Origin of the sequence: Mucilaginibacter sabulilitoris, assembly GCF_034262375.1 — a bacterium.
GTDB lineage: Bacteria > Bacteroidota > Bacteroidia > Sphingobacteriales > Sphingobacteriaceae > Mucilaginibacter > Mucilaginibacter sabulilitoris.
Genome location: NZ_CP139558.1, coordinates 854,948 through 877,456 on the forward strand (window position 1 = coordinate 854,948; position 22,509 = coordinate 877,456).

Annotated in this window: 18 protein-coding genes; 13 read left to right on the top strand and 5 right to left on the bottom strand. The window is 41.4% G+C overall.

Going from position 1 to position 22,509, the window contains the following annotated elements:
* The first annotated feature begins 148 nt into the window (after positions 1-148).
* Positions 149-1,333: a GTPase HflX gene (gene hflX, locus SNE25_RS03820; RefSeq protein WP_321563764.1), complete on the top strand. Its 1,185-nt coding sequence runs from the start codon at positions 149-151 to the stop codon at positions 1,331-1,333.
* Between the two features lie 29 nt (positions 1,334-1,362).
* Positions 1,363-1,911: a hypothetical protein gene (locus SNE25_RS03825; protein WP_321563765.1), complete on the top strand. Its 549-nt coding sequence runs from the start codon at positions 1,363-1,365 to the stop codon at positions 1,909-1,911.
* 245 nt (positions 1,912-2,156) lie between these two features.
* Here the strand turns inward: SNE25_RS03825 and SNE25_RS03830 are convergent, their stop codons facing one another.
* Both SNE25_RS03830 and mqnB read right to left on the bottom strand, forming a co-directional pair.
* Complete coding sequence (locus SNE25_RS03830; protein ID WP_321563766.1) at positions 2,157-3,035, bottom strand: menaquinone biosynthesis family protein; 879 nt, start codon at positions 3,033-3,035, stop codon at positions 2,157-2,159.
* 104 nt (positions 3,036-3,139) lie between these two features.
* On the bottom strand, positions 3,140-3,760 hold the full coding sequence (mqnB, locus tag SNE25_RS03835; protein WP_321563767.1) for a futalosine hydrolase: 621 nt from the start codon (positions 3,758-3,760) through the stop codon (positions 3,140-3,142).
* Between the two features lie 229 nt (positions 3,761-3,989).
* Between mqnB and SNE25_RS03840 the strand changes: the two genes are divergently transcribed.
* The 4 genes from SNE25_RS03840 (at position 3,990) to SNE25_RS03855 (ending at position 9,831) form a co-directional block, all read left to right on the top strand.
* Positions 3,990-4,406, top strand: a complete 417-nt coding sequence (locus SNE25_RS03840) for a 6-pyruvoyl trahydropterin synthase family protein (RefSeq protein WP_321566202.1) — start codon at positions 3,990-3,992, stop codon at positions 4,404-4,406.
* A 9-nt stretch (positions 4,407-4,415) separates the two neighbouring features.
* Positions 4,416-5,060, top strand: a complete 645-nt coding sequence (gene folE, locus SNE25_RS03845; RefSeq protein WP_321563768.1) for a GTP cyclohydrolase I FolE — start codon at positions 4,416-4,418, stop codon at positions 5,058-5,060.
* Positions 5,061-5,153: 93 nt separating this feature from the next.
* The gene (fabD, locus tag SNE25_RS03850; protein WP_321563769.1) at positions 5,154-6,038 is read left to right on the top strand and encodes an ACP S-malonyltransferase; all 885 of its coding nucleotides are present in this window, start codon (positions 5,154-5,156) and stop codon (positions 6,036-6,038) included.
* A 61-nt stretch (positions 6,039-6,099) separates the two neighbouring features.
* Positions 6,100-9,831, top strand: a complete 3,732-nt coding sequence (locus tag SNE25_RS03855) for an ATP-binding protein (RefSeq protein WP_321563770.1) — start codon at positions 6,100-6,102, stop codon at positions 9,829-9,831.
* Positions 9,832-9,920: 89 nt separating this feature from the next.
* Here SNE25_RS03855 and SNE25_RS03860 read toward each other — a convergent pair whose 3' ends face one another.
* Positions 9,921-10,469 carry a YfiT family bacillithiol transferase gene (locus tag SNE25_RS03860; RefSeq protein WP_321563771.1) on the bottom strand — a complete coding sequence of 183 codons (549 nt, stop codon included), beginning with the start codon at positions 10,467-10,469 and terminating at the stop codon, positions 9,921-9,923.
* Positions 10,470-10,557: 88 nt separating this feature from the next.
* Here SNE25_RS03860 and SNE25_RS03865 point away from each other — a divergent pair, with 88 nt between their 5' ends.
* Positions 10,558-12,384 carry an FAD-dependent oxidoreductase gene (locus tag SNE25_RS03865; protein WP_321563772.1) on the top strand — a complete coding sequence of 609 codons (1,827 nt, stop codon included), beginning with the start codon at positions 10,558-10,560 and terminating at the stop codon, positions 12,382-12,384.
* Here SNE25_RS03865 and SNE25_RS03870 read toward each other — a convergent pair.
* Entirely contained in the window at positions 12,381-12,899 is a 519-nt protein-coding gene (locus tag SNE25_RS03870; RefSeq protein WP_321563773.1) for a GNAT family N-acetyltransferase, read from the bottom strand. The two genes, SNE25_RS03865 and SNE25_RS03870, sit on opposite strands and share 4 nt — an antisense overlap.
* 89 nt (positions 12,900-12,988) lie before the next feature.
* On the opposite strand from SNE25_RS03870, the gene SNE25_RS03875 reads away from it, so the two are divergent.
* Positions 12,989-15,355 (top strand): S9 family peptidase, encoded by a 2,367-nt coding sequence (locus SNE25_RS03875; protein WP_321563774.1) that lies wholly within the window; start codon positions 12,989-12,991, stop codon positions 15,353-15,355.
* Between the two features lie 77 nt (positions 15,356-15,432).
* On the opposite strand, the gene SNE25_RS03880 is transcribed toward SNE25_RS03875, so the two are convergent.
* Positions 15,433-15,891 carry a hypothetical protein gene (locus SNE25_RS03880; protein WP_321563775.1) on the bottom strand — a complete coding sequence of 153 codons (459 nt, stop codon included), beginning with the start codon at positions 15,889-15,891 and terminating at the stop codon, positions 15,433-15,435.
* A gap of 193 nt (positions 15,892-16,084) precedes the next feature.
* Between SNE25_RS03880 and SNE25_RS03885 the strand changes: the two genes are divergently transcribed.
* The 5 genes from SNE25_RS03885 (at position 16,085) to SNE25_RS03905 (ending at position 22,457) form a co-directional block, all read left to right on the top strand.
* Positions 16,085-16,504, top strand: a complete 420-nt coding sequence (locus tag SNE25_RS03885) for a hypothetical protein (protein WP_321563776.1) — start codon at positions 16,085-16,087, stop codon at positions 16,502-16,504.
* A 129-nt stretch (positions 16,505-16,633) separates the two neighbouring features.
* Entirely contained in the window at positions 16,634-17,098 is a 465-nt protein-coding gene (rimP, locus tag SNE25_RS03890) for a ribosome assembly cofactor RimP (RefSeq protein WP_321563777.1), read from the top strand.
* Positions 17,099-17,101: 3 nt separating this feature from the next.
* Positions 17,102-18,337 (top strand): transcription termination factor NusA, encoded by a 1,236-nt coding sequence (gene nusA, locus SNE25_RS03895; RefSeq protein ID WP_321563778.1) that lies wholly within the window; start codon positions 17,102-17,104, stop codon positions 18,335-18,337.
* Between the two features lie 60 nt (positions 18,338-18,397).
* Entirely contained in the window at positions 18,398-21,442 is a 3,045-nt protein-coding gene (gene infB, locus SNE25_RS03900; protein ID WP_321563779.1) for a translation initiation factor IF-2, read from the top strand.
* Positions 21,443-21,707: 265 nt separating this feature from the next.
* On the top strand, positions 21,708-22,457 hold the full coding sequence (locus SNE25_RS03905; RefSeq protein WP_321563780.1) for a hypothetical protein: 750 nt from the start codon (positions 21,708-21,710) through the stop codon (positions 22,455-22,457).
* The last annotated feature ends 52 nt before the right edge of the window (positions 22,458-22,509 follow it).

The following is a 22,509-nucleotide window of genomic DNA, read 5'->3' on the forward strand; positions in this document are numbered from 1 at the left end:
CAGCGCAACTATTAAACACTGTCTCACACAAATAGCCATATTTAATTTATATATTGCTTTATATGTAACTTTGGCACCTGAGTTAAGGTTGCAAGGTTAATTATATGCCATTTATTAAACTGGCGCTTTGATTGATAATAGATAATTAATGAAACAAAAATTTTATGATACTGCTGTGAAGCAGGAACGAGCTGTTTTGGTTGGTGTAATGACACCGCATGAAACCGAGGAACAGGAGAAGGAGTATTTAGAGGAACTGGAATTTTTGGTGGCTACTGCCGGCGGCCAAACCGTTAAAAGCTTTACCCAAAAACTGCAGCGGCCGGATAGGGCTACTTTTGTTGGCTCGGGTAAGCTGGAAGATATTAAGGCTTTTGTAACCGAGGAAGAGATTGATATAGTTGTATTTGACGATGAACTGTCGCCGTCGCAACTGCGCAATATTGAGCGCGAATTACAGGTGAAAATACTCGACCGCAATAACCTTATACTTGATATTTTTGCCAATCGTGCACAAACCGCGCAGGCCAAAACACAGGTTGAACTTGCCCAGCTGCAATATTTGCTGCCCCGCCTTACTCGTTTATGGACCCACCTGGAACGGCAGAAGGGTGGTATTGGTATGAGGGGCCCGGGTGAGTCGCAGATTGAGACCGACAGGCGCTTGATCCTGAATAAAATATCGCTGCTTAAAGAACGGTTGAAACAGATTGATAAGCAGAACGAAACACAGCGCAAAAATCGTAACCAGATGGTGCGTGCTGCCCTTGTGGGTTATACCAACGTAGGCAAATCAACCATCATGAACATGATTTCCAAATCGGAAGTGTTTGCCGAAAATAAGCTGTTTGCTACGCTTGACACTACCGTGCGCAAGGTGGTGATTGAAAATGTACCCTTCCTGCTTTCGGATACGGTAGGGTTTATCCGCAAGCTGCCCCATCATTTGGTAGAGTGTTTTAAATCTACGCTTGACGAAGTGCGCGAGGCCGATATCCTGGTACACGTGGTCGATATTTCGCACCCTAACTTTGAAGATCAGATACGTACCGTAAACGAAACCCTGAAAGATATTGGCGCCATAGATAAACGGATGATTACTGTGTTTAACAAAATAGATGCCTTTAAACCCGAGGAACACCAGGTTGAACCACAAACCGAACCGCTTACTTTGGATGATTTTAAACACAGCTGGATGGCTAAAAATAACAGTCCGGCTATATTTATATCGGCTACAAAAAAGGAAAATGTTGACGAGTTCAGAGAACTGCTTTACAACGAGGTAAAAGCCATTCATGTTGAACGGTACCCTTATGATCAGTTGCTTTATTGATTGCTAAACCGTTAATCAACAAGGTAACAATGGGTAAAGCTTTTATATCAATAGTATTAACATTTATAATGGTGTTGGCATATGTGGCTGGTAATGCACAGGCACGCAGCGGTATAGGTGTTGGTTTGGGCGTCAACGTGCCATTTGCTACAGGTTACAGCCCCGGCATTGATTTAAACGTACAGGGTAATATACGCCTGAACAACAGGTTTGCGCTGGTACCCTCATTAGGCGTAAAACAAATAAAGGGCGATAATGCCATTATCCATGAAGGGTATCAGGGATACAGTAGCTACACCCGGGGCGATTTGGGAGGTATAGCCCTTGCCTTTAGCGTAAAATATTATTTTAGTGATCAGTGGTTTACAAGCGCGGGAATAGTAGCGACCATTCATCCCGATAGGTCCAGCAGTGGCGGTACGCTCGCCCTTGGCTATCAGGTACCCATTGATAACAAAAACAATGTAGAGTTTAACCTGAATGGTACACTGCTTACGTGGTCCCGAACCAGTGGCAGCACTCATGTACCTGTAGCAGGTTTAAGAGTAGCCTATAATTTTGATTTCAGGAGCCATTAAACGGGCGAGACCTCATGCCGAACTTCTTTCGGCATCTCACGAGCAAGGGATGTGGCATAATGGTTATCTGCCCTGAGAGATCCTGAAACAAGTTCAGGATGACAGTCGGTGATTAAAATCGCCATAAAAAAGACAGCTGTTCGCGGTTACAGGAGTTTTTGCACTAAAATGTTAATGTGTTTATTATCAGCGTGTTCATGGATGTTTACGGTGTTCATGCAGTCGTGAACATGAACACGCTATCTTTAAACAGCCTGCGGAGTTAAAAACAATTCCGCCTTTATAGCCGGAATAGTTTGATTTTCTAATGCTGTATCAAAAAGCAGCTTAATAGCTTTTCTGCCTTCCTCGCCCAGGTCAACCGAATATTTATTTACGTACAATTCAATGTGTTTGTACATCACTTCCTCGCTCATTTCCTGTGCGTGTGACCGTATAAACTCTAATCCCGATTTTGGATTGGCAAAAGCAAACTCTACCGATTTACGCAAAACCCTGTTCAGTTTATGCTGAACATCAATAGGTAAATTGCGATTTGCAACAATGCCGCCAAGTGGTATGGCGCAGCCGGTTTGTTTTTCCCAGTAATCGCCCAGATCAATGATCTTTTTAAGACCCTTGTCCTGATAGGTGAAGCGGTTTTCATGGATAATAAGGCCAACATCAACACGACCCTCCAGTACAGCGTTTTCAATGTCAGAAAATACGAGCTCAACCTTGTTGGTAGCCTTCGGAAATGCGTAACCCAATAAAAAATTGGCGGTAGTATACTTGCCGGGGATACCTATTAACGGATTTCGGATTTCGGATTTACTATTTCTGATTTGACCCTCTTTTAAATCCGAAATCGAAATTTCGACATCCGAAATCAAAAGTGGTCCTACACCGTAGCCGAGGGCGCTGCCTGCGTCAAGCAGCACGTATTTATCGGCCACATACGCAAAGGCATGGTAGCTGAGTTTGGTTACATCCAGTTCGCCGCGAAAGGCTTTCTGGTTAAGGGTTTCCACATCGTCATAAAAAACCTCAAACTCCAGGCCTTCGGTATCAATCTTATGATGTATTAAAGCGTCAAAAATAAAAGTATCATTAGGGCAGGGCGAAAAGCCAAGTGTTAGTTTCATAAGTGTGTGTGTTGCGGGGTTCGTGTTGCGTGGTTCGTGGTTCGTGGTTTGTATGTTATACTCAGGCCAACACGAACCCCGCTCCCCGCAACACGAACCCTCAATTAATTATCAATGATCCGGTTAACCAGTTCAATGGCAAAGTTATTTAGATTTTTAATGGCGAGTTGTATATCCCAGTTGTCGCGGTTGCGTTTTTCCACATAATTTGACACTGCCCTGATTTGCAGGCACGCAATATTGAACTGGCGGCAGGCATAAAAAAAAGCTGCGCCCTCCATAGTCTCAATCTGAGGGTTCAGACGGCGCTGCACTTTTTTAATTGATTCCTCATTGCCGTGTACCGTATTTACAGTAATTGCATTTGCCTTGGCCAGGTAAAGGCTATTGCAAACCTGCTCCAGTGTAGTAGTAGGCTTAAACGTGTTTTCGCCAAAGCCAAGTGTGGTAATAGGTATGAAGTCCTGATCGTCTTCGGCGCCGGTTTCGGCAAAGGTATCTTCGGTTATTTCAACAACATAGCCTGGGGTAATTTCCCGGTCGAAACTACCCGCTATGCCGAGGTTGATCACCAGATCATATTTATGCAGGTTAAACTGCCGCCCCATGGCAAAGGCAGTAGGCACCATACCCGCGCCGGTTATCAGTATATCAAGCCTTTTGCCAAAGCTATTTGCTAAAGGTTCAACTTCAAATGCTGTGGCTGCAACTATTAATATAAGCATATTGCTTTTTTTTAACGATACCAGCCTCACCTAAACGGCAAAGCCCTCATGAGCACTAAATAAACATAAATAGCGAATAATCCTCTCCAAAGGAGCGGACTTTAACTTCACTTTTTAAACCCTCTCCTTTGGAGAGGGCAGGGTGAGGCCAAATATTGCTTTTTTTGAGTGCTAAGATAAAACAACTCAGCTATTTTTGTTTTGTATATTTGCACCCACGATTATTATGATGATACATATAACGCGCAAAGAACATTTTAATGCCGCTCACCGGATGTACCGTGAGGAATGGAGCGCTGAAAAAAATAATGAGGTATTTGGCAAATGCGCCAACCCTAACTGGCATGGGCATAATTACAACCTGTTTGTAACCGTTAAAGGCGAAGTTACGCATGCGACAGGCTATTTAATTGACCTGAAAGAGCTCAAAACTATCATTAACGATTATGTTATTGAAAAGCTCGACCATAAAAACATCAATAAGGATGTTGAGTTTATGGCTGGTAAAATGGCTTCGACAGAGTTGCTGTGTATAGAAATATTTAAGCAGCTTAAAGCGCCTATTGAAGCTTATGAGGGTGTTTTTCTGCACTCGGTTAAATTGTATGAAACCGAAAACAATTCTGCCGAGTACTTTGGCGGATAACTTGAAAAGATGATAGATAAAGAGAACCTCCCGCATCGCGATGATGACGATGATTTGGATGGATATACCAAAGTTGACCGTTATAACCCCGCTTTGATCCAGAACCTTTCTGGTCATTACCATGATGTTTTAAAGCAAATTGGCGAAAATCCAGAACGGGAAGGCTTGTTAAAAACCCCCGAACGTATGGCTAAAGCTATGCTTTACCTTACCCATGGTTATGATCTTGATGCTAAAGAGATCATGAACTCGGCCATGTTTAAGGAAGAGTACAGCCAGATGGTTATTGTAAAGGATATTGAGGTGTACTCCATGTGCGAGCACCACATGCTGCCATTTTTCGGTAAGGCACACATTGCTTATATACCCAATGGCTATGTAGTTGGCCTGAGTAAAATACCGCGTATAGTTGATGTTTTTGCCCGCCGCCTGCAGGTACAGGAACGCCTTACTAACGAAATTCGTGATTGTATACAGGATACCTTAGGCCCCATTGGCGTAGGTGTAGTTATTGAGTGCCGCCATTTGTGTATGAGCATGCGGGGAGTGCAAAAGCAAAACTCAGTAACCACCACATCGGCATTTACAGGTGAGTTTTTAAAAGAAAAAACCCGCACAGAATTTTTAAATTTGATATCAGCAAAATTGGGGTAAGCCCCCCGGCCCCCTGAAGGGGGAGCGTGAGAGAAAATAAACTAAATTATAAACAATTAATAACAAATTCCCCCTTTAGGGGGTTAGGGGGCTATGAAAGCATATATTTTTCCGGGCCAGGGTGCTCAGTTTCCAGGCATGGGTAAAGATCTGTACGAACAGTCAGAAAAAGCCCGTGAATTATTTGAAAAGGCAAACGAAATTTTAGGTTTCCATATTACCAACGTTATGTTTGATGGTACAGCCGAAGATCTTGTTCAAACTAATGTTACGCAACCTGCCATATTTCTGCATTCAGTTATTTTAGCAGCTGTTTTGGGTGATGATTTTAAACCCGAAATGGTTGCCGGTCATTCATTAGGTGAGTTTTCGGCATTAGTGGCAGCAGGGGCTTTATCATTTGAGGACGGTTTGCGTTTAGTAGCTGCCCGGGCCAATGCTATGCAAAAAGCCTGTGAATTGCAACCATCAACCATGGCCGCAATTTTAGGACTGGATGATTTTACTGTTGAAGATATCTGCCAGCAGGTAACAGAAGTTGTGGTAACCGCAAATTATAATTGTCCAGGGCAACTCGTAATTTCAGGCAGTATTGCCGGTATTGACGAGGCCTGTGAAAAAGCACTCGCCGCAGGTGCTAAAAGGGCATTAAAACTTAAAGTTGGCGGCGCTTTCCATTCCCCATTAATGGAGGCGGCAAGGGTTGAGCTGGAAGCTGCTATTGTTGCTACCGAAATTAACCGGCCGGTTTGTACTATATATCAAAATATAGATGCCAAACCTTATACTGATCCGGCGTTGATTAAACAAAACTTAATAGCTCAGCTCACCGGGCCTGTAAGGTGGACACAAACCGTAAAACACATGCTCGAAGACGGCGCTACTTCTTTTACCGAAGTTGGCCCAGGTAAGGTATTGCAAGGCCTGGTAAAAAAAGTTGACATGGCGGTGCCTACTAGTAGCGCTGTTTTACAGTAATAATTATTACAGGCACCGCAAGGTGCCTTTTATTGTTATTAATAAATTTATATAAGGCAATTTGACTACCTCCGGAAAAATACGTTTGTTGTTGACCCTGATAGGCATTTGTTTATTATTTACGGCTATTATTGTCCAAAAAACGTATGCGCCGGTAAATAATCTGGTACAAATCGGCCGTACGGTAGAAAATAATCTGCACCAAAAAGAGGCTTATGTAAATGGGCTTATAAACGATAAATTAAAATTCAGGCTGTTTAAATACCTGCCCGATAATGAGCAGGATGCACTTAATGATATTGATGAAATAACCAATCGTAACAACATTTGGTTTGTTACACTCTATAATAACCACCTCAGGTTTTGGAGCGGTATAAAAGTAATTCCTGATAATTTAGCAGGCATAACCGAAGGCTACTCATTTATTAAGCAGCCCAATGGTTATTATGAAACCGTAAGAAAAAGTAAAGGTGATTTTTCCGTTATTTTTTTTATTCCTATAAAAACCAATTACGCGTTTGAAAACCAATATCTTCAAAATACTTTTAACCGCGATCTGGTTAAGGAGAACAACATTGACATAGCCGATTTTTCTGATCGAAACGTATATGAGGTACACAGTAGCAATAACGATTATTTATTCTCTGTAAAAGAGAAGGCAAATGCGGTTAATGATGCGTTTGTTTATTATGAACTGACCGTTTGGATATTAACTATCCTGACATTGTGTATTTTAATGCATAATGTCTGTTGCTACGTAGCATCAAAAGACTATGCATGGGTTGCGGCAGTTTTTTTGGCTTTGTTTATTGTATTGTTCAGGTATATTAATCTGCATTACAACCTACCCGATTTTACATATACACTTTCCGTTTTTAATCCGGCATATTATGCTTCGAGCGTGGTATATCCTTCCCTGGGCGATTTTTGTATCAATATTTTGTGTATACTCTGGTTTGTTACTTTCCTGCATCAGCAACGGCATCGCTTGTTTAATACTACACCGGCTAAGGTTTCAAGTTATGTTATTGCAATAACCTGTATATTGATACTTATTGTAATATCAGCCTTGTTTTTAAATTTATTTTATGGCCTGGTTATCAATTCAAAAATAAGTTTTAATGTAAATAACGTACTTAGCCTTTCAGGATTCAGTTTACTCGGGGTATTAATGGTGTGCTTTAGCTTCCTGGCGTTTTACATCATTAATGAAATTGCGCTCTTTGTTTGTTTAAAGCTTATTATACCACGTTCGCACCTACTATTTCTTTTCATAATTAGCGTTATTTTAACAACAGTGACTTTTGCATGGTATAAAGAGTATACATCTTTTTACCTGCTATGGGCAATATTGGTTATTGTAAGAGCCTACGGTTTTTTATATCATAACGGGCGACTTAACGCGGTAACTTTTCTTTGTATTGTATTAATATGCTCACTTATATCAGCTATAAAACTTAACCAGTTTGAAACTATAAAAGAAAGGGGAACACGTGAAGCCCTGGTTCAAAAACTGGAGGTACCTGATGACGCAACCGCAGACTATATTTTTAAACGAATAGAAGGGCAGATAGTTGCCGATTCGGCAATCGTCTCGTACTTTAAGCAGGACTCATTGCATAACCGGGATTTTCTGAAAACCCGTTTTCAAAAGCTTTATTTTGATGGTTATCTGTCAAAATATGAATTTAAAGTACATGAGTATAACGAAAAAGACGAGCCTGTAACAGGTGATAATTATTCGTTAAATGTATTTAAAGACCTGGTGCTGTATAGTTCATTTAAGGTATCAGATTACTTCTATCGCGAAAACGAATCTTTCGGATTTCAAAATTACTTTGCCATACTGCCTGTTAATTATGCCGGTAGGCAACTGGGTACATTGGTAATTGAATTAAAATCAAAACCGCTGCAATCGTCGGGCTCATTTCCAGAATTACTGATTGATGGCCATATAAAATCTGAAGATGAATTTAAAGATTACTCTTATGCCTTCTATATCGACAATAAATTGTTAAGCCAGAGAGGTAATTATGTTTATACGCTTAATAATACGGAGTTTAATGGTGATATTAAGAAATATCAAATTAAAATTACCCGAAGTAATAATGGAGAGTGGTATGATAACTTTACAACTTATAACCATCTCATATACAAACCCAGTAACCGTAACTTAATAATAGTAAGCAAGGAGGTTAATTCTTTATATAATGGAATAACCTCCCTCACATTCTTTTTTGTGGTATTGCTCATGTTTAGCGCCGTAATTGTGGGTATCAGATGGGCATGGAAGCGCATCAGGATATTTAGCATTACCGAAAATGGCATTAAATGGCACTTGAGATTAAATTTCGATAGGATATTATACAGAACACGAATACAATTCTCTATGATCTTCGCTGTAATGATAACGCTCATTATGGTAGGGTTTATCACATTTATATCCATCAGTACACAATATCACACCCAGCAGGATAAAATGATCCGCGATAAAATAACGCGTATAGTTACAGCGTTTGAAAGTGGTATTTTCAACAAGTATATATATAATGTAAACGAAGAAAGCCAGGTTAGTTTTAACGAACTGGCTAATAATTATTCAACCGATCTGATCCTGTATGATACCAATGGAGTACCACTTGTAACCACTCAGCCCAAAATTTATGAATACGGATTATCGGCTAAAAGAATGAACGCGAGGGCATTTATTTACTTAAGCAGGCTGCAAAAATCGGAGTTCGTAAACGAAGAGAAAATAGGCGGGTTAAGTTACAAAGCAGCTTATGCGCCAATCATTAGTTCAAATAAAACCATTGCTTACATTCAGTTACCCTATTTTTCTAATGAGGCTGATTATCGGGAACGGATCAGTTCATTGCTCAATGTAATGATCAATGTATATGCTGTAGTATTTATAGCTATTGGTTTGTTCGCCATTATTATAGCCCGGCAAATTACAGCTCCCCTAAACTTTATTCAGGAAAGTTTGAGTAAAACCATATATGGCAAGAAGAATGAGCATATTAAATGGGCGCGTAATGATGAAATAGGGGCCCTTATAAAAGAGTATAATAAAATGATATCGGCCCTGGAGCATAGTGCCCACCGGCTGGCGCAATCAGAGCGCGAAAGTGCCTGGCGCGAAATGGCCAAACAGGTGGCGCACGAAATTAAAAATCCCTTAACCCCTTTAAAGCTGGGTTTGCAGCTGCTTGATAAATCATGGAAAGATAAGGATCCTAAGTTTGATCAGAAGTTTGAGCGTTTCAGCAGATCATTTGTTGAGCAGATCGAGAGCTTGTCGTCCATTGCGTCTGAATTTTCAGCTTTTGCCAAAATGCCGGATACACGTATAGAGCAGATCAATATTTTTGAAATGCTGGGTCAGGCGGTAACCATTTTTAAACAAATGGATAATATCTATATTACTTATCAGCCACCCGAAGCTCCGTTTATCATCAGTGCTGATCGTGATCAGTTATTGCGCTGCTTTAACAATCTGTTAAAAAACGCCATAGAAGCCACCCCTCCGGACAGGAAGGGTGAGATAGATATTAATTATCTGATAACGAGCAAAAATGTTTTACTCACCATAAAGGATAATGGCAACGGGATACCCGAAAACATGCGCGAGAAAATATTTGAACCAAACTTTACCACTAAAAGTTCCGGAACAGGGTTAGGACTGGCATTTGTTAAAAATTCCATTGAAAATGCCAATGGTAAAATTTGGTTCGAAACTACCATAGGCAGTGGCACCGCGTTTTATCTGAGTTTCCCGGCCGCGAGTTAAGGTTGTTTAAGGTGAAAGGATAAAGATAAAAGTCGAAAGATTTTGCTTTGAAGTTTTCCAATTGCCATTCTCTCCTCTGATTTTTACATTTATCCTTTCACCTCGTGTTTCACATGAAATTTCTTTACTGTTTCGGTAACGTGTGCTAAATGATGGTTGCTATGCCAGGCATAGGTTGCCAACGCCCTGATAAGCGATATGGTTTCGCCCGATGCGGGGTGCACAAATGTTCGGGCCCATTCATTCTCGGTAAAACTTTCAAATAAGGCAACAAAACGCTGGTGTATACCCTCCAGCATTTTTAATGATGGCTCAACTGGTAAGCGATAATCGGGCAACAGCGCCCAATCGGCTTCTTCATATGGTTTTATAACCGGGTTGTTTTCGGTTAATGCCAGTTTAAAACGGGTAATAGAGTTCATGTGGCTATCGGCCAGGTGGTGTATTACCTGTCTTAGTGTCCAACCACCTCTGCGGTATGGTGTATCAAGCTCCTGGTAGTTTAAACCGGTAATGGCATGCCGTAATTTGCCGGGCAGCGTTTTAATGTCATCAATCCACTGGCGTATATCTTCATTGGTATATGATGCAGGAGGTGCAAATTTCCCTATCGGGAATTTCATTTGTTCGTCTGTCATGGGCTTAAAAAAATTTAATTTAGACATTAATTTAAACTACCACAAGCTTTTGCCTTAATTTAGCGTTTTGTACCTATTTAGTAAACCGATGGTTAAAAAGATACTTATCATTATTTTCCTTTTAAATAGTTCATTTATATATGCCCAAACCATCAAAACCGATATACTGGTAATAGGCGGCGGAGCCAGTGGTACAGCCGCCGCCATACAGGGTGCGCGCAGCAAATTAAAAACCTTATTGGTTGAACCCGGACCGTGGCTTGGCGGCAGCATGACCGCCGGGGGAATGTGTGTAGTGGAGGGTAACCGTAATTTACCATCGGGCATTTGGGGGGAGTTTCGCAAACATGTAAGAGATTTTTATAAACCCAGGCTTGGGTATGATTCTACTTATAATGCAGTACTGCGGTTTGAGCCATACACAGGTGCTGCTATCCTAAAAAAAATAACAGATACCGTTAAAAATCTAACGGTAAAATTAAATACTCCCTGGACGGCCATTGAAAAGGATGGTACCGGCTGGCAGGTAAGTATAATGGTAAATAATAAAAGCACCACCATTAAAGCCAAGGTAGTTATTGATGCCACAGAAACGGGCGACGTAGCCGCCAAAGCAGGCGAGGCATTTGTATCGGGGTTTGATAGCGCGCTGGATACAGGTGAGGGACTCGCACCGAAAGAAGCTTTGCCGCGCGTACAGGATATTACCTGGATTGCCATTGTAAAAGATTTCGGTAAAACCGCTAACAAAACGATCATAAAGCCTGAGGATTATGACGCTGCCAATTATGCGTGCCTAAAAGGGAAGGATATAGCTAAAATGCTGAACGACGGCCGGTTACCAAATGATAAATATATGATAAAGTGGGCAGGCTGCGGCAATCAATATCCAACTACAGCTGATGATTTGAAACCCGCTAACCGCAATGCTTTTTATGCCAAAGCGCGTTTACATACTTTAGGGCTCGTATACTATTTGCAAACAGAGCTCGGATTTAAAAATCTGGGTATTGATGATGAATTTCCAACGCCAGATCACCTACCTTTTATCCCCTACATCCGCGAGGCCTCACGTGCCAAAGGGCTGGTGCGCATGACACTTAATGATGTGTACGATCCGTATAATCAGGCTTTGAAATTATACCGTACCTCCATAGCTGTTGGCGATGCTTCACCAGGCCAGCATTATGGCGAGGGTACTGCTCCTAAAACAAATTATCCGTCATTTACCGCTTATAGTGTGCCGTTGGGCGCTATTGTTTTAAAAGATCTGGACAATTTATTGGTTACGGAAAAAGCCATGTCGGTATCACACCTGGTAAATGCCAGCAGCATGTATCCGTCAGTACAAATGAGCATAGGGCAAGGGGCGGGTGCTACCGCCGCTTTTTGCGCCTTCTTCAAAACCACTACCAAAAAACTAAATGTGAGGATAATACAGGGCGAATTGCTTGATTTTAAAGCATGGCTATTACCATTTACCGATATAAAGCAAAGTGACCCATATTTCCGGTCAATACAGCAAGTTGGGGCTACTGGTTTGCTAAAGGGCGTACAGCAAGTAAATGGCAACAGCGCGGAACTGCTTTTTATGCCGGATTCTATAGTGAATACCGCGGAGGTAGAACCCTTTTTTAAGGAAATTTATTCCCGTGCTTTTTTATGGTTTAACCGTGAAAAACCGGCCGAAAAATTTACGCAGGGCAATCTTCTTTCATTTATTAGTGAGATCACTTTAACCGAACCAAAGGCCCTGCAGATCAGCATGCAGAAAGCCTGGAAAACGCAATATAAATTCACGTCAGATTTTGATATGAACCGCCCTGTTACACGTCGTGAGTTTGCCGTTTTAACCAACAAATTCCTGAACCCATTTGCCCGCACGGTTGATGTGACCGGAAGAATGCTGAATTAAGATTCTTTCAGAATGGCGTACATGTGTTTATCCATTACTTCGCCGTTTTTAATAAGGGCATGGCGCAGTACGCCTTCTTTAACATATCCGGCTTTTTCCAGTACCCGCATAGATGCGGAATTTTTGTCAAACACACCCGCCTGTAAGCGTATGACATCTAAATTTTCAAAAGCATAGCTGGTTATCAGCCGCACAGCATCTGTTATAATACCACGATTCCAATAAGGTTCGGCAAGCCAGTATCCTATTTCGGCTGTCTTGCTGTTGGCATCAATCATCAAATCTGCAGCTATGCCGCCGCAAACCTGTCCGTCAATGGCTATGGCGAAATTGGTTAGCGGTTGCTGTTTTTTCGTAAAAGCAACCCATTTGGTGGCTTCCTCTAAAGTATAGGGGTAAGGGAAGCGGTCCAACAAAAAAACCGATATTTTAGGGTTGTCCGCATGTTTCTGCAGTGATTCCTCATCACCATCCAACCATCCCCTTAAAGTAAACCCCTTGCCGTGTATTTCCATCCTGTAATAATAAGATGCCTAAAAATAGCAATCATTGCCGAAACTGCTAAATTGCGTTATTTTAAAGGCATTGTGCCATCTATAGCTACATGAAAAAACTACTTACCTTTCTTTTTCTTTTGAATTCCGTGGGACTATTTGCCCAAAAACTGGATACGCTTACCATTGAAAAGATCATGCGTGATCCGCAATGGATAGGAGTATCGCCCTCAAATATCCGCTGGAGCGATGATAGCAAAAAGATCTACTTTGACTGGAATCCAAATAAAACAAGTTCTGATGAGTTGTATGCAATTACCCCGGACAATACAAAGCCGCAGAAAGTAAGTATGGCCGAACGACGCAGTTTAACTACCGCAGAAGGCGATTGGAATAAAAGCTATACCCGGAAAGTTTTTGAGAAGAACGGAGATCTGTTTCTGGAGGATATAAAAACAGGCAAGGTAATTCAGCTAACCAATACCCAGCAGCAGGAAGATGCACCGGTATTTAGTGGTGATGAAAGTGAGGTGATATTTAAGCAAGGCAGTAATTTGTTTGCCCTAAAACTTAACGGCGGGCAGTTGAAGCAGTTAACCAGTTTTGTGCACTCCGCTCCAAATAATAAAAATAACACGCCACTTAATGATCAGCAGGCATGGCTTAAAAAACAGCAGTTGGAGCTGTTTGATATTATAAAAAAAGAAGCAAAAGAAGCGAAGCAGGATTCGGTTAATAAAGCTGATCTTGAACCGCAAAAAATAAAAGAATTGGTTATAGGCGATGATAAAGTAAACTCAGTGAAGATAAGCCCTGATATGCGATATGTTACCTACAGGTTGGTGAAAGCAGCCGATGGTGTAAAGAATGCCATTGTACCCAATTATGTAACCAGCTCAGGATTCACCGAAGATATTCCTAACCGCTCAAAGGTAGGCAGGCCCTCCGCTACGTCCGAAACATTTATTTTTGATACCCACCGCCAGGCTGTGTACCCGGTGCTCACTAAAGATATACCGGGGATAAAAGACCTGCCCGATTATCTGAAGGACTATCCCGGTGAACTCGCGGAGCGTAAACAGCTTAATGCCGATAGGAAGATTAATATTGAAGGTCCGTTTTGGAGCGCTAACAGCAAAAACACGGTTGTAATAATAAACGCGCATGACAATAAAGACCGCTGGATTATGCGCCTTGACCCGGTAACCGGTAAGTTAACCTTGCTTGACAGACAGCGTGACGAGGCCTGGATAGGTGGCCCTGGCATTGAAGATTCGCCAACCGGCAATATTGGGTTTATCGACGATACGCATTTTTATTTTCAGAGCGAGGCCAGCGGCTATTCGCATATTTATGTAGTTGACGTAGTAAGCGGTGTAAAAAAGCAGCTCACCAGTGGCAAGTGGGAGGTGCAAACCCTGCAGCTGTCAAAAGATAAAAAGATATTTTATTTTACGGCAAACATCGATCATCCGGGCATTACCCATTTTTATAGCATTCCAGTAAGCGGCGGTAACCCTGTTAAAATTACCAGTATAAAAGGCGGTAGCGAAGTATCACTATCGCCTGATGAAAAATGGCTGGCTATCCGGTATTCTTACTCTAATAAACCCTGGGAGCTTTATGTGCAACCTAATAAGCCAGGCGTCAAAGCAATTCAGGTAACCCACTCGCTTACCGCCGAGTTTCAATCGTATCCGTGGCGCGATCCGGAGATCATTACTTTTAAAAACCGATATGGGAATGATGTTTATGCGCGTCAGTATCTGCCCAAAAATCCCGATCCGGCAAAGCCCGCGGTTGTTTTTGTGCACGGTGCAGGCTATTTGCAGGAGGTAACCTACTCGTGGAGCTATTATTTCCGCGAGTATATGTTTAATAATATGCTTGCCGATAATGGTTATACCGTGCTTGATATTGATTATACAGCAAGCGCGGGCTACGGGCGCGACTGGCGTACCGGTATATATCGCCACATGGGCGGCAAAGATTTAACCGATCAGGCCGATGGAGTGAAATATCTGATTGATAAATATGGCATCAATCCTAAACATGTAGGCTTATATGGAGGCTCTTACGGTGGCTTTATTACCCTGATGGCAATGTTTACCGAGCCTGACGTCTGGGCAGCGGGAGGTGCTATCCGTTCGGTAACTGATTGGGCGCATTATAATCATGAGTACACTTCCAATATTTTAAACGAACCTTTTACCGATGAGAACGCATACCGTAAAAGCTCGCCCATATATTTTGCTAATGGCTTAAAAGGGAACCTGCTGATGCTGCACGGTATGGTAGATCAGAATGTAAATTACCAGGACATCATTCGGCTTACGCAAAAATTGATCGAGCTGCATAAGGAAAACTGGGAACTGGCCTCATACCCGGTAGAAGATCATGGCTTTGAACAACCCAGCAGCTGGACGGATGAGTATAAACGGATATTTAAACTGTTTGAGCAAACGTTGAAAAAGTAAATCTGCAGGTGTTTAAAAAGACCGAAGAAATTACCTCACCATCATTTTATTATGAATGATGGTGAGATAGATGAATTTTAACGGCTTGCCTTAAGCTCAAGAATTACTTTGGTGTAATACACTCCATTATACTTATCCGGTATGCCATCGTATAAATTATCTGATTTAAAGTCTAAATTATGGTTGGTTAAACTTACAACTTCATAGGTTGTTGAATTGACATTGCCATGCCCATCGTCTGTGGTTACTTTAAGGTTCTTTTTACCGTTAGCATCAGTAAGTGTATAAGTGGTTTTTTCACTATCGTCTTCGCTAAGCGTTCCGGTTATGGTTCCATCACTTTTAAATACAACTTTGTCTTCCTGTGTAGAGTCAATTCCTAAAAGTGTACCATTTTTATCGTAATAGGATATGGTAGAACTATTAATGGTCCAGGTACCGACAATCGAAGCACTTGTGTCGGGATTATTATCTTTATCCTTTTTGCAGGAAAATAAAAAGAGGCAGATTAAAACAACAGGAAATAGTTTTTTCATTTTAAGATTTGTTTTTTTTTAATTTTCAACTTGTGGCTTATACGGTTTTATTGCAGCTAATGATTTGCTATTATGTAATCTTTTCATTCATTGTGGAAAACACGACCTTAACTCTATGAGGAAAATCTAAATAATTTGAAAGGAGCAAACCGGTTAGGTATATTCGAAAATTATACAAATCCGTACAGATTACATGATGAAAAAAATGATATGGCTATGCTTACTCCTTTGCTTTGGTTGTAATACCAATAAGGAGGAAGTAAATGTACAGATTACCCAATCTGCCGATAAGCGTTCCATACAAATAAGCGGTCTGGACAATGCTGTTTTACAGGATATTGCCCGTGATTCATCAGGGAGTGCGTGGCAGGCGCTGGTACCTGTTTATAAAATGCCTGCCGATACTGATCTGAAAAATTATCAGCCGGTACAGCCGGGTACATACCATGTTAAGGATAACAGCGTTATTTTTACACCAGATACGCCTTTTGCGGCCCATCAAACCTATTTTGTACGATACTATAAATATGATACCGCCAATAAGGCATCTGATTTTATTATGGGGCGTAACAGGCCCGGCGGTTTGCATTATTCCGATTTGGTATTTAAGTAAAAACTGCTGTGAATTGCTTGAAAATCAAATATTATTATGTATATTTGCACCTAATTAAAAAAAGAGGGGGCGATTAGTCCCCTCTTTTATTTTGTCAATCAAATTATCAATCAACAACACCGAAGGGTAATGAATATTGAAAAAAGAGTAAAAGAGCTGGTAGAGGAGAAGATTGCCGATAAGCCGAATTTGTTTTTAGTGGATGTTAAAATGCACCCGAACGGAAAGCTGATTGTGCTTATTGATGGCGACAATGGTGTAGGTATTGATGATTGTGTGCAGGTGAGCAGGCATGTGGGTTTTCACCTGGAAGAAGAGAATGTGATAGAAACGGCGTATAACCTGGAAGTGTCATCTCCGGGAATTGATTTTCCGCTGTCATCGCCCAGGCAATACGCCAAAAACATAGGTCGTAACTTAACCATAAAAATGGCCGATGGGGCCAAAAGAGAAGGTAAATTAACAGCTATCGCCGAAGATGCTGTTATTATTGAGGAAAAAGTAAAAGAAAAAGGGAAAAAAGCCGAAACTGTTGAGAGCGTTATCCCTATTGATAAAATAACAGAAACAAAAGTTTTAATATCATTCAAGTAGAAAATGAGCAATATTAATTTAATTGATTCTTTTCAGGAATTTAAAGATTTCAAGAACATTGACCGCCCAACCATGATGAGCGTTTTGGAAGACGTTTTCAGAAGCATGATCAGGAAAAAATATGGCACCGACGAGAATTGCGACGTAATTGTTAACACGGACAACGGTGACTTGGAGATCTGGCGTACCCGTAAGGTAATGGAAGATGGTTTTAGTGAAGATGATGACCTTGAAATTGAACTGGCCGAAGCACAATTGCTTGATGCCGACCTGGAAGTTGGGGACGATTACATTGAGCAGATCACGCTGGAAAGCTTTGGCCGTCGTGCTATTTTAGCTGCACGCCAAACCCTGGTTTCAAAAATTCTGGAACTGGAGAAAGACGAGATCTTCAAAAAATATAAAGACCGTGTTGGCGAAATTGTTACCGGCGAGGTTTACCAGGTTTGGAAAAAAGAAACCCTGGTGCTTGATGACGAGGGTAATGAGTTATTACTGCCAAAAACAGAGCAGATACCTGCCGACTATTTTAAGAAAGGCGATAGCGTAAAAGCAGTGGTTTATAAGGTAGATATGCTGAACAGCAATCCTAAGATCATTATATCACGTACTGCTCCCGAGTTTTTACAGCGTTTGTTTGAACTGGAGGTACCGGAGATTTTCGACGGATTGATCACCATTAAAAAGATTGTACGTGAACCGGGCGAAAGAGCGAAGGTTGCTGTAGAATCATATGATGACCGTATTGACCCGGTTGGAGCTTGTGTGGGTATGAAAGGTTCACGTATACACGGTATAGTACGCGAATTGAAGAACGAAAATATCGACGTGATCAACTTTACCAATAACGTACAATTGTATATTCAGCGTGCTTTATCTCCGGCTAAAATAACCTCTATTAAGCTTGATGATGAGAAAAAAACCGCTGCAGTATATTTAAAGCCCGATCAGGTGTCGTTGGCTATTGGTCGCGGTGGTCATAATATAAAATTGGCAGGCAAACTGACCGGCTATGAAATTGATGTTTACCGTGAGGCAGATGAGCATGACGAGGATGTGGACATCGAAGAATTTTCAGATGAAATTGATAGCTGGATAATTGATGAATTTAAACGCATAGGTTTAGATACAGCAAAATCGGTACTTGCTTTAACAGTAGGAGAATTGGTAAAACGTACAGATTTGGAAGAAGAAACTGTAAAAGAAGTGTTATCAATATTGAATGCTGAGTTTGAATAAGCATAATAACCAAAATTAAAATCGTATTTTTGCGATTATAAGCAGAGAAAGTATTAATAAATGTCAGAAGACAAATCAATAAAATTAATTAAGGCAGTAAAGGAACTCAACATTGGTATGGGTACTATTGTCGATTTTTTGGCTACAAAAGGCTATAAGGTTGAAAAGCAACCTATGGCAAAGCTGGATAGCGACATGTACAGCGCATTGTTGAAGGAGTTTGCTGTTGACAAAAGTATCAAGGAGGAAGCCAAGCAGATCAGTATCGGAAAGATCAGAAAAGAAGAGCCTGCAGCGTTTCCTGAAAAACCGGTTGAGAATCGCCGTTCAAGAGATTTTGAAAACGAAGAGATATTGATCAAAAATGCAGGTCAGTATACTTCGCCGCAGGCAGAAAAACCAAAACCGGTTGAGCCTGCTCCTGAAAAATCAGATGAGCGTAATGATGTTTTGCCTGGTGTTAAGGTGGTTGGTAAAATCGATCTTAATAACTTAAACGCAAAGCCGCAGCCTGCTGCTGAAAAAACAGTGGAGGCAAAGCCTGTGGAAGTTGCTAAGCAGCCAGAAGTTGTGGCTCCTGAGCCAAAACCAGAGCCTAAAGTTGAAGCGCCAAAAGAGGTTGTTGCGGAAGCACCTAAAGCTGAAGAGCCAAAGGTGGAGGCTCCGAAGCCAGTAGTTGCCGAAACACCAAAACCCGAAGAGCCAAAAGCGCCAGTAGCTGAACAGGCTCCTGTAGCTCAAGCTCCTGTTGTGGAAACACCTGCAGAGGACAACAATCAGGAACCTGATGTGATAAGGGCTAAGGCCGAACGCCTTACAGGACCTAACGTGATTGGTAAGATACAGTTGCCGGTTAATGCGCCAAAGCGTAATCCGGTAGCATCATCGTCAAACGCGAATAACGCTGATCATAAGCGCAAAAGAAAACGTAAAGATAATCAGGGAAACCCTCAGCAGGGCGGACAAGGAGGTGGCAATCATCCTCACCAGGGAGGAGGAGCACATCAGGGAGGTTCTCAGCAAGGAGGGCATAATCAGCCGCCAGCAGGGGGAACTATTAACCCTAACCGTCCCGATTTCAGGAACCGTGCCAATAATCCGAATGCAGGTGGTCATAATCAGGGGGGCGGCAATCGTCCTGATTTCAGGAATCGTAATGCCCCTCAAAACAATACCCCGAAAGAGGAACCGTCAGAAAAAGATATACAAGACCAGATCAAGGCAACACTTGCCCGCTTAAGCGGTGCGGGTAAATCTGGCAAGTTTGCACAGCGGGCTAAGTTCCGCCGTCAAAAACGTGACGATGTAGCTTCTTCTGCAGAAGAACTGGCACTGGAGCAGGAACTACAGTCAAAAGTGTTAAAGGTTACCGAGTTTGTAACTGCCAACGAATTGGCGCTGATGATGGATGTGTCTGTAACACAGATTATATCTACCTGTATGAGCCTGGGTATGTTCGTGTCTATTAACCAAAGGCTTGATGCCGAAACGTTGAGCATTGTTGCCGACGAATTTGGTTACCAGATAGAGTTTGTAAAACCACAGGATGAGGAAGCCAACCTTGACCAGCCAGATGATCCGGCTGATCTGGTTCCGCGTGCGCCAATTGTAACCATCATGGGCCACGTTGACCACGGTAAAACCTCACTGCTTGATTTTATACGCAAAACAAACGTAATAGGCGGCGAAGCCGGTGGTATTACCCAGCACATTGGTGCTTACGAGGTAACCCTGCCTGGCGATAAAGGAAAAATAACATTCCTGGATACTCCGGGTCACGAAGCGTTTACCGCCATGCGTGCAAGGGGTGCTCAGGTGACGGATATTGTAATTATAGTAATTGCCGCTGATGATAGCGTGATGCCGCAAACCCGCGAGGCCATAAACCACGCGCAGGCAGCAGGAGCACCTATTATCTTTGCTTTCAACAAAATTGATAAGCCGGGAGCTAATGCTGATAAAGTACGTGAGCAGTTATCTACCATGAATATTTTAGTTGAAGAGTGGGGTGGTAAATATCAAACACAGGAAATATCGGCCAAAACAGGTTTAAATATTGACCTGCTTTTAGAAAAAGTATTGCTTGAAGCCGAATTACTCGAATTAAAAGCTAACCCAAATAAACGCGCGGTAGGTACAGTTATTGAAGCGGCCCTTGATAAAGGCCGTGGTATTGTTACCACTATCCTTGTACAGGCTGGTCGCTTAAAAGTTGGCGACCCGATATTGGCTGGCTGTTACAGCGGTCGTGTTAAGGCATTAACCAATGAACGCGGTCAAAGAGTTGAATCTGCAGGCCCATCAACGCCGGTACAGGTATTGGGTATGCAGGGCGCACCAACAGCGGGTGATAAATTCAACGCGCTGGAAAGCGAACCGGAAGCCCGTGAAATTGCAAACAAACGTTTGCAATTACAACGTGAACAAGGTTTACGCACCCAGAAACACATCACTCTTGATGAAATTGGCCGTCGTTTGGCAGTTGGTAACTTTAAGGAGCTTAACATTATTGTTAAAGGTGATGTGGATGGTTCAATCGAAGCATTATCTGACTCATTGCTTAAACTTTCAACCGAGCAAATACAGGTTAACATTATATCAAAGGCAGTAGGTCAGATATCTGAGTCCGATGTATTGCTTGCATCAGCTTCTGATGCGATCATTATAGGTTTCCAGGTACGTCCGTCGGGAAGTGCCCGTAAATTGGCCGAGGCTGAACAAATCGATATCAGGTTGTATTCTATCATCTATGATGCCATCAACGAGATCAAAGCCGCGATGGAAGGTATGCTTGCGCCAACCTTTGAAGAGAAGATTGTTGCTAACGTAGAGATACGTGAAACCTTCAAAATCAGCAAGGTGGGTACTATTGCAGGTTGTATGGTGCTTGATGGTAAAATTAACCGTAACAGCAAAATCCGTGTTATACGCGATGGCGTTGTAATCTATACTGGTGAGCTGGCATCCTTAAAACGCTTTAAAGACGATGTTAAGGAAGTGAATGCAGGTTACGAATGCGGTTTAAATATCCAAAACTTTAACAACATAGAAGTAGGCGATATTGTTGAGGCCTATGAAAACGTAGAAGTAAAACGTAAATTATAATATATTACACCTCATTTAAAGGGCTAATCTGAAAAGGTTAGCCCTTTTTTTATTGCTTTTTTAAAATTCTGTAACACTAATGCTCAATTATTTTGACCTTTTTGACTGTAATTTTATCGCTTATGATAATATTTAACACGTTTTTTTACTAAAAGGCAATATTTGTAACATAATTAATACAGTATCTTATTTTGAATATTTATTTTCTGTATCTGCTTGATTATTAACTTAAAGTAATGTAAATTTCATTTTTATATAAACCTGAATGCCAAAAAAAATACTCCTTTGCCTTATTGTAATATCCTGTATATTCCTAAGCAAACGATCTCGGGCGCAGACTTCTATTGGCGATACTACCGGGCAGCAGGTTGCATTAACGCGTATTACAGATGCCTATAATAAGGCAATAGGGCAGCAGTCGCGTTTATATAATGGCCAGGAGCATAATCCTTACAGCCTTAATATACAAGGAACCGCCTATTTTTCTGACGTAAATGGTTTTAATCCAGGTACTGTTACCTATGATGGCTTCTTTTATAAAGATGTTCCCATGATGTATGATTTGTATAAAGATGTTGTTGTGGTGCTGCTTTATAACAAATTTTCAACGTATTGCCTGATTAACGAAAGAGTTCAAAGTTTTGATCTGCTTAACCATCACTTTGTATATATCGTAGCAGATTCGTTGAATGTAAAAGCAGGTATAAATACCGGTTTTTATGATCAATTATATAACAGTAATAATTCGGCAGTATTAGTTAAGCGTTCAAAATCCATTCAAAGTACCTCCTCCAGCAATACAATTGAAACCTTTTTTACTTCAAGCAAAAGCTTTTACTTGAGAAAGGGTAATACTTACTACAGTATTAGTAGCCAGAGCTCATTATTGGCTATTTTAAAAGACAAAAAGAAGGACCTGCAGCAATATATAAGAGCCAATAAGATTAAGTTTAGAAAAGCTCCTGAAGAAACCATGGTAGCTATAGTTAACCGGTATGATGAGCTATCAAGATAAAATATATAAGTCCTTATTTATAAATATGATGCATAAAAGGTAGAGATAAACA

What these genes read in the sequence shown, in the direction of transcription:
- hflX (WP_321563764.1), top strand. Translation starts at nt 149, where the DNA reads ATGAAACAAAAATTTTATGATACTGCTGTGAAGCAGGAACGAGCTGTT.
- SNE25_RS03825 (WP_321563765.1), top strand. Translation starts at nt 1,363, where the DNA reads ATGGGTAAAGCTTTTATATCAATAGTATTAACATTTATAATGGTGTTG.
- SNE25_RS03830 (WP_321563766.1), bottom strand. Translation starts at nt 3,035, where the DNA reads ATGAAACTAACACTTGGCTTTTCGCCCTGCCCTAATGATACTTTTATT.
- mqnB (WP_321563767.1), bottom strand. Translation starts at nt 3,760, where the DNA reads ATGCTTATATTAATAGTTGCAGCCACAGCATTTGAAGTTGAACCTTTA.
- SNE25_RS03840 (WP_321566202.1), top strand. Translation starts at nt 3,990, where the DNA reads ATGATACATATAACGCGCAAAGAACATTTTAATGCCGCTCACCGGATG.
- folE (WP_321563768.1), top strand. Translation starts at nt 4,416, where the DNA reads ATGATAGATAAAGAGAACCTCCCGCATCGCGATGATGACGATGATTTG.
- fabD (WP_321563769.1), top strand. Translation starts at nt 5,154, where the DNA reads ATGAAAGCATATATTTTTCCGGGCCAGGGTGCTCAGTTTCCAGGCATG.
- SNE25_RS03860 (WP_321563771.1), bottom strand. Translation starts at nt 10,469, where the DNA reads ATGACAGACGAACAAATGAAATTCCCGATAGGGAAATTTGCACCTCCT.
- SNE25_RS03865 (WP_321563772.1), top strand. Translation starts at nt 10,558, where the DNA reads ATGGTTAAAAAGATACTTATCATTATTTTCCTTTTAAATAGTTCATTT.
- SNE25_RS03870 (WP_321563773.1), bottom strand. Translation starts at nt 12,899, where the DNA reads ATGGAAATACACGGCAAGGGGTTTACTTTAAGGGGATGGTTGGATGGT.
- SNE25_RS03875 (WP_321563774.1), top strand. Translation starts at nt 12,989, where the DNA reads ATGAAAAAACTACTTACCTTTCTTTTTCTTTTGAATTCCGTGGGACTA.
- SNE25_RS03880 (WP_321563775.1), bottom strand. Translation starts at nt 15,891, where the DNA reads ATGAAAAAACTATTTCCTGTTGTTTTAATCTGCCTCTTTTTATTTTCC.
- SNE25_RS03885 (WP_321563776.1), top strand. Translation starts at nt 16,085, where the DNA reads ATGATGAAAAAAATGATATGGCTATGCTTACTCCTTTGCTTTGGTTGT.
- rimP (WP_321563777.1), top strand. Translation starts at nt 16,634, where the DNA reads ATGAATATTGAAAAAAGAGTAAAAGAGCTGGTAGAGGAGAAGATTGCC.
- nusA (WP_321563778.1), top strand. Translation starts at nt 17,102, where the DNA reads ATGAGCAATATTAATTTAATTGATTCTTTTCAGGAATTTAAAGATTTC.
- infB (WP_321563779.1), top strand. Translation starts at nt 18,398, where the DNA reads ATGTCAGAAGACAAATCAATAAAATTAATTAAGGCAGTAAAGGAACTC.
- SNE25_RS03905 (WP_321563780.1), top strand. Translation starts at nt 21,708, where the DNA reads ATGCCAAAAAAAATACTCCTTTGCCTTATTGTAATATCCTGTATATTC.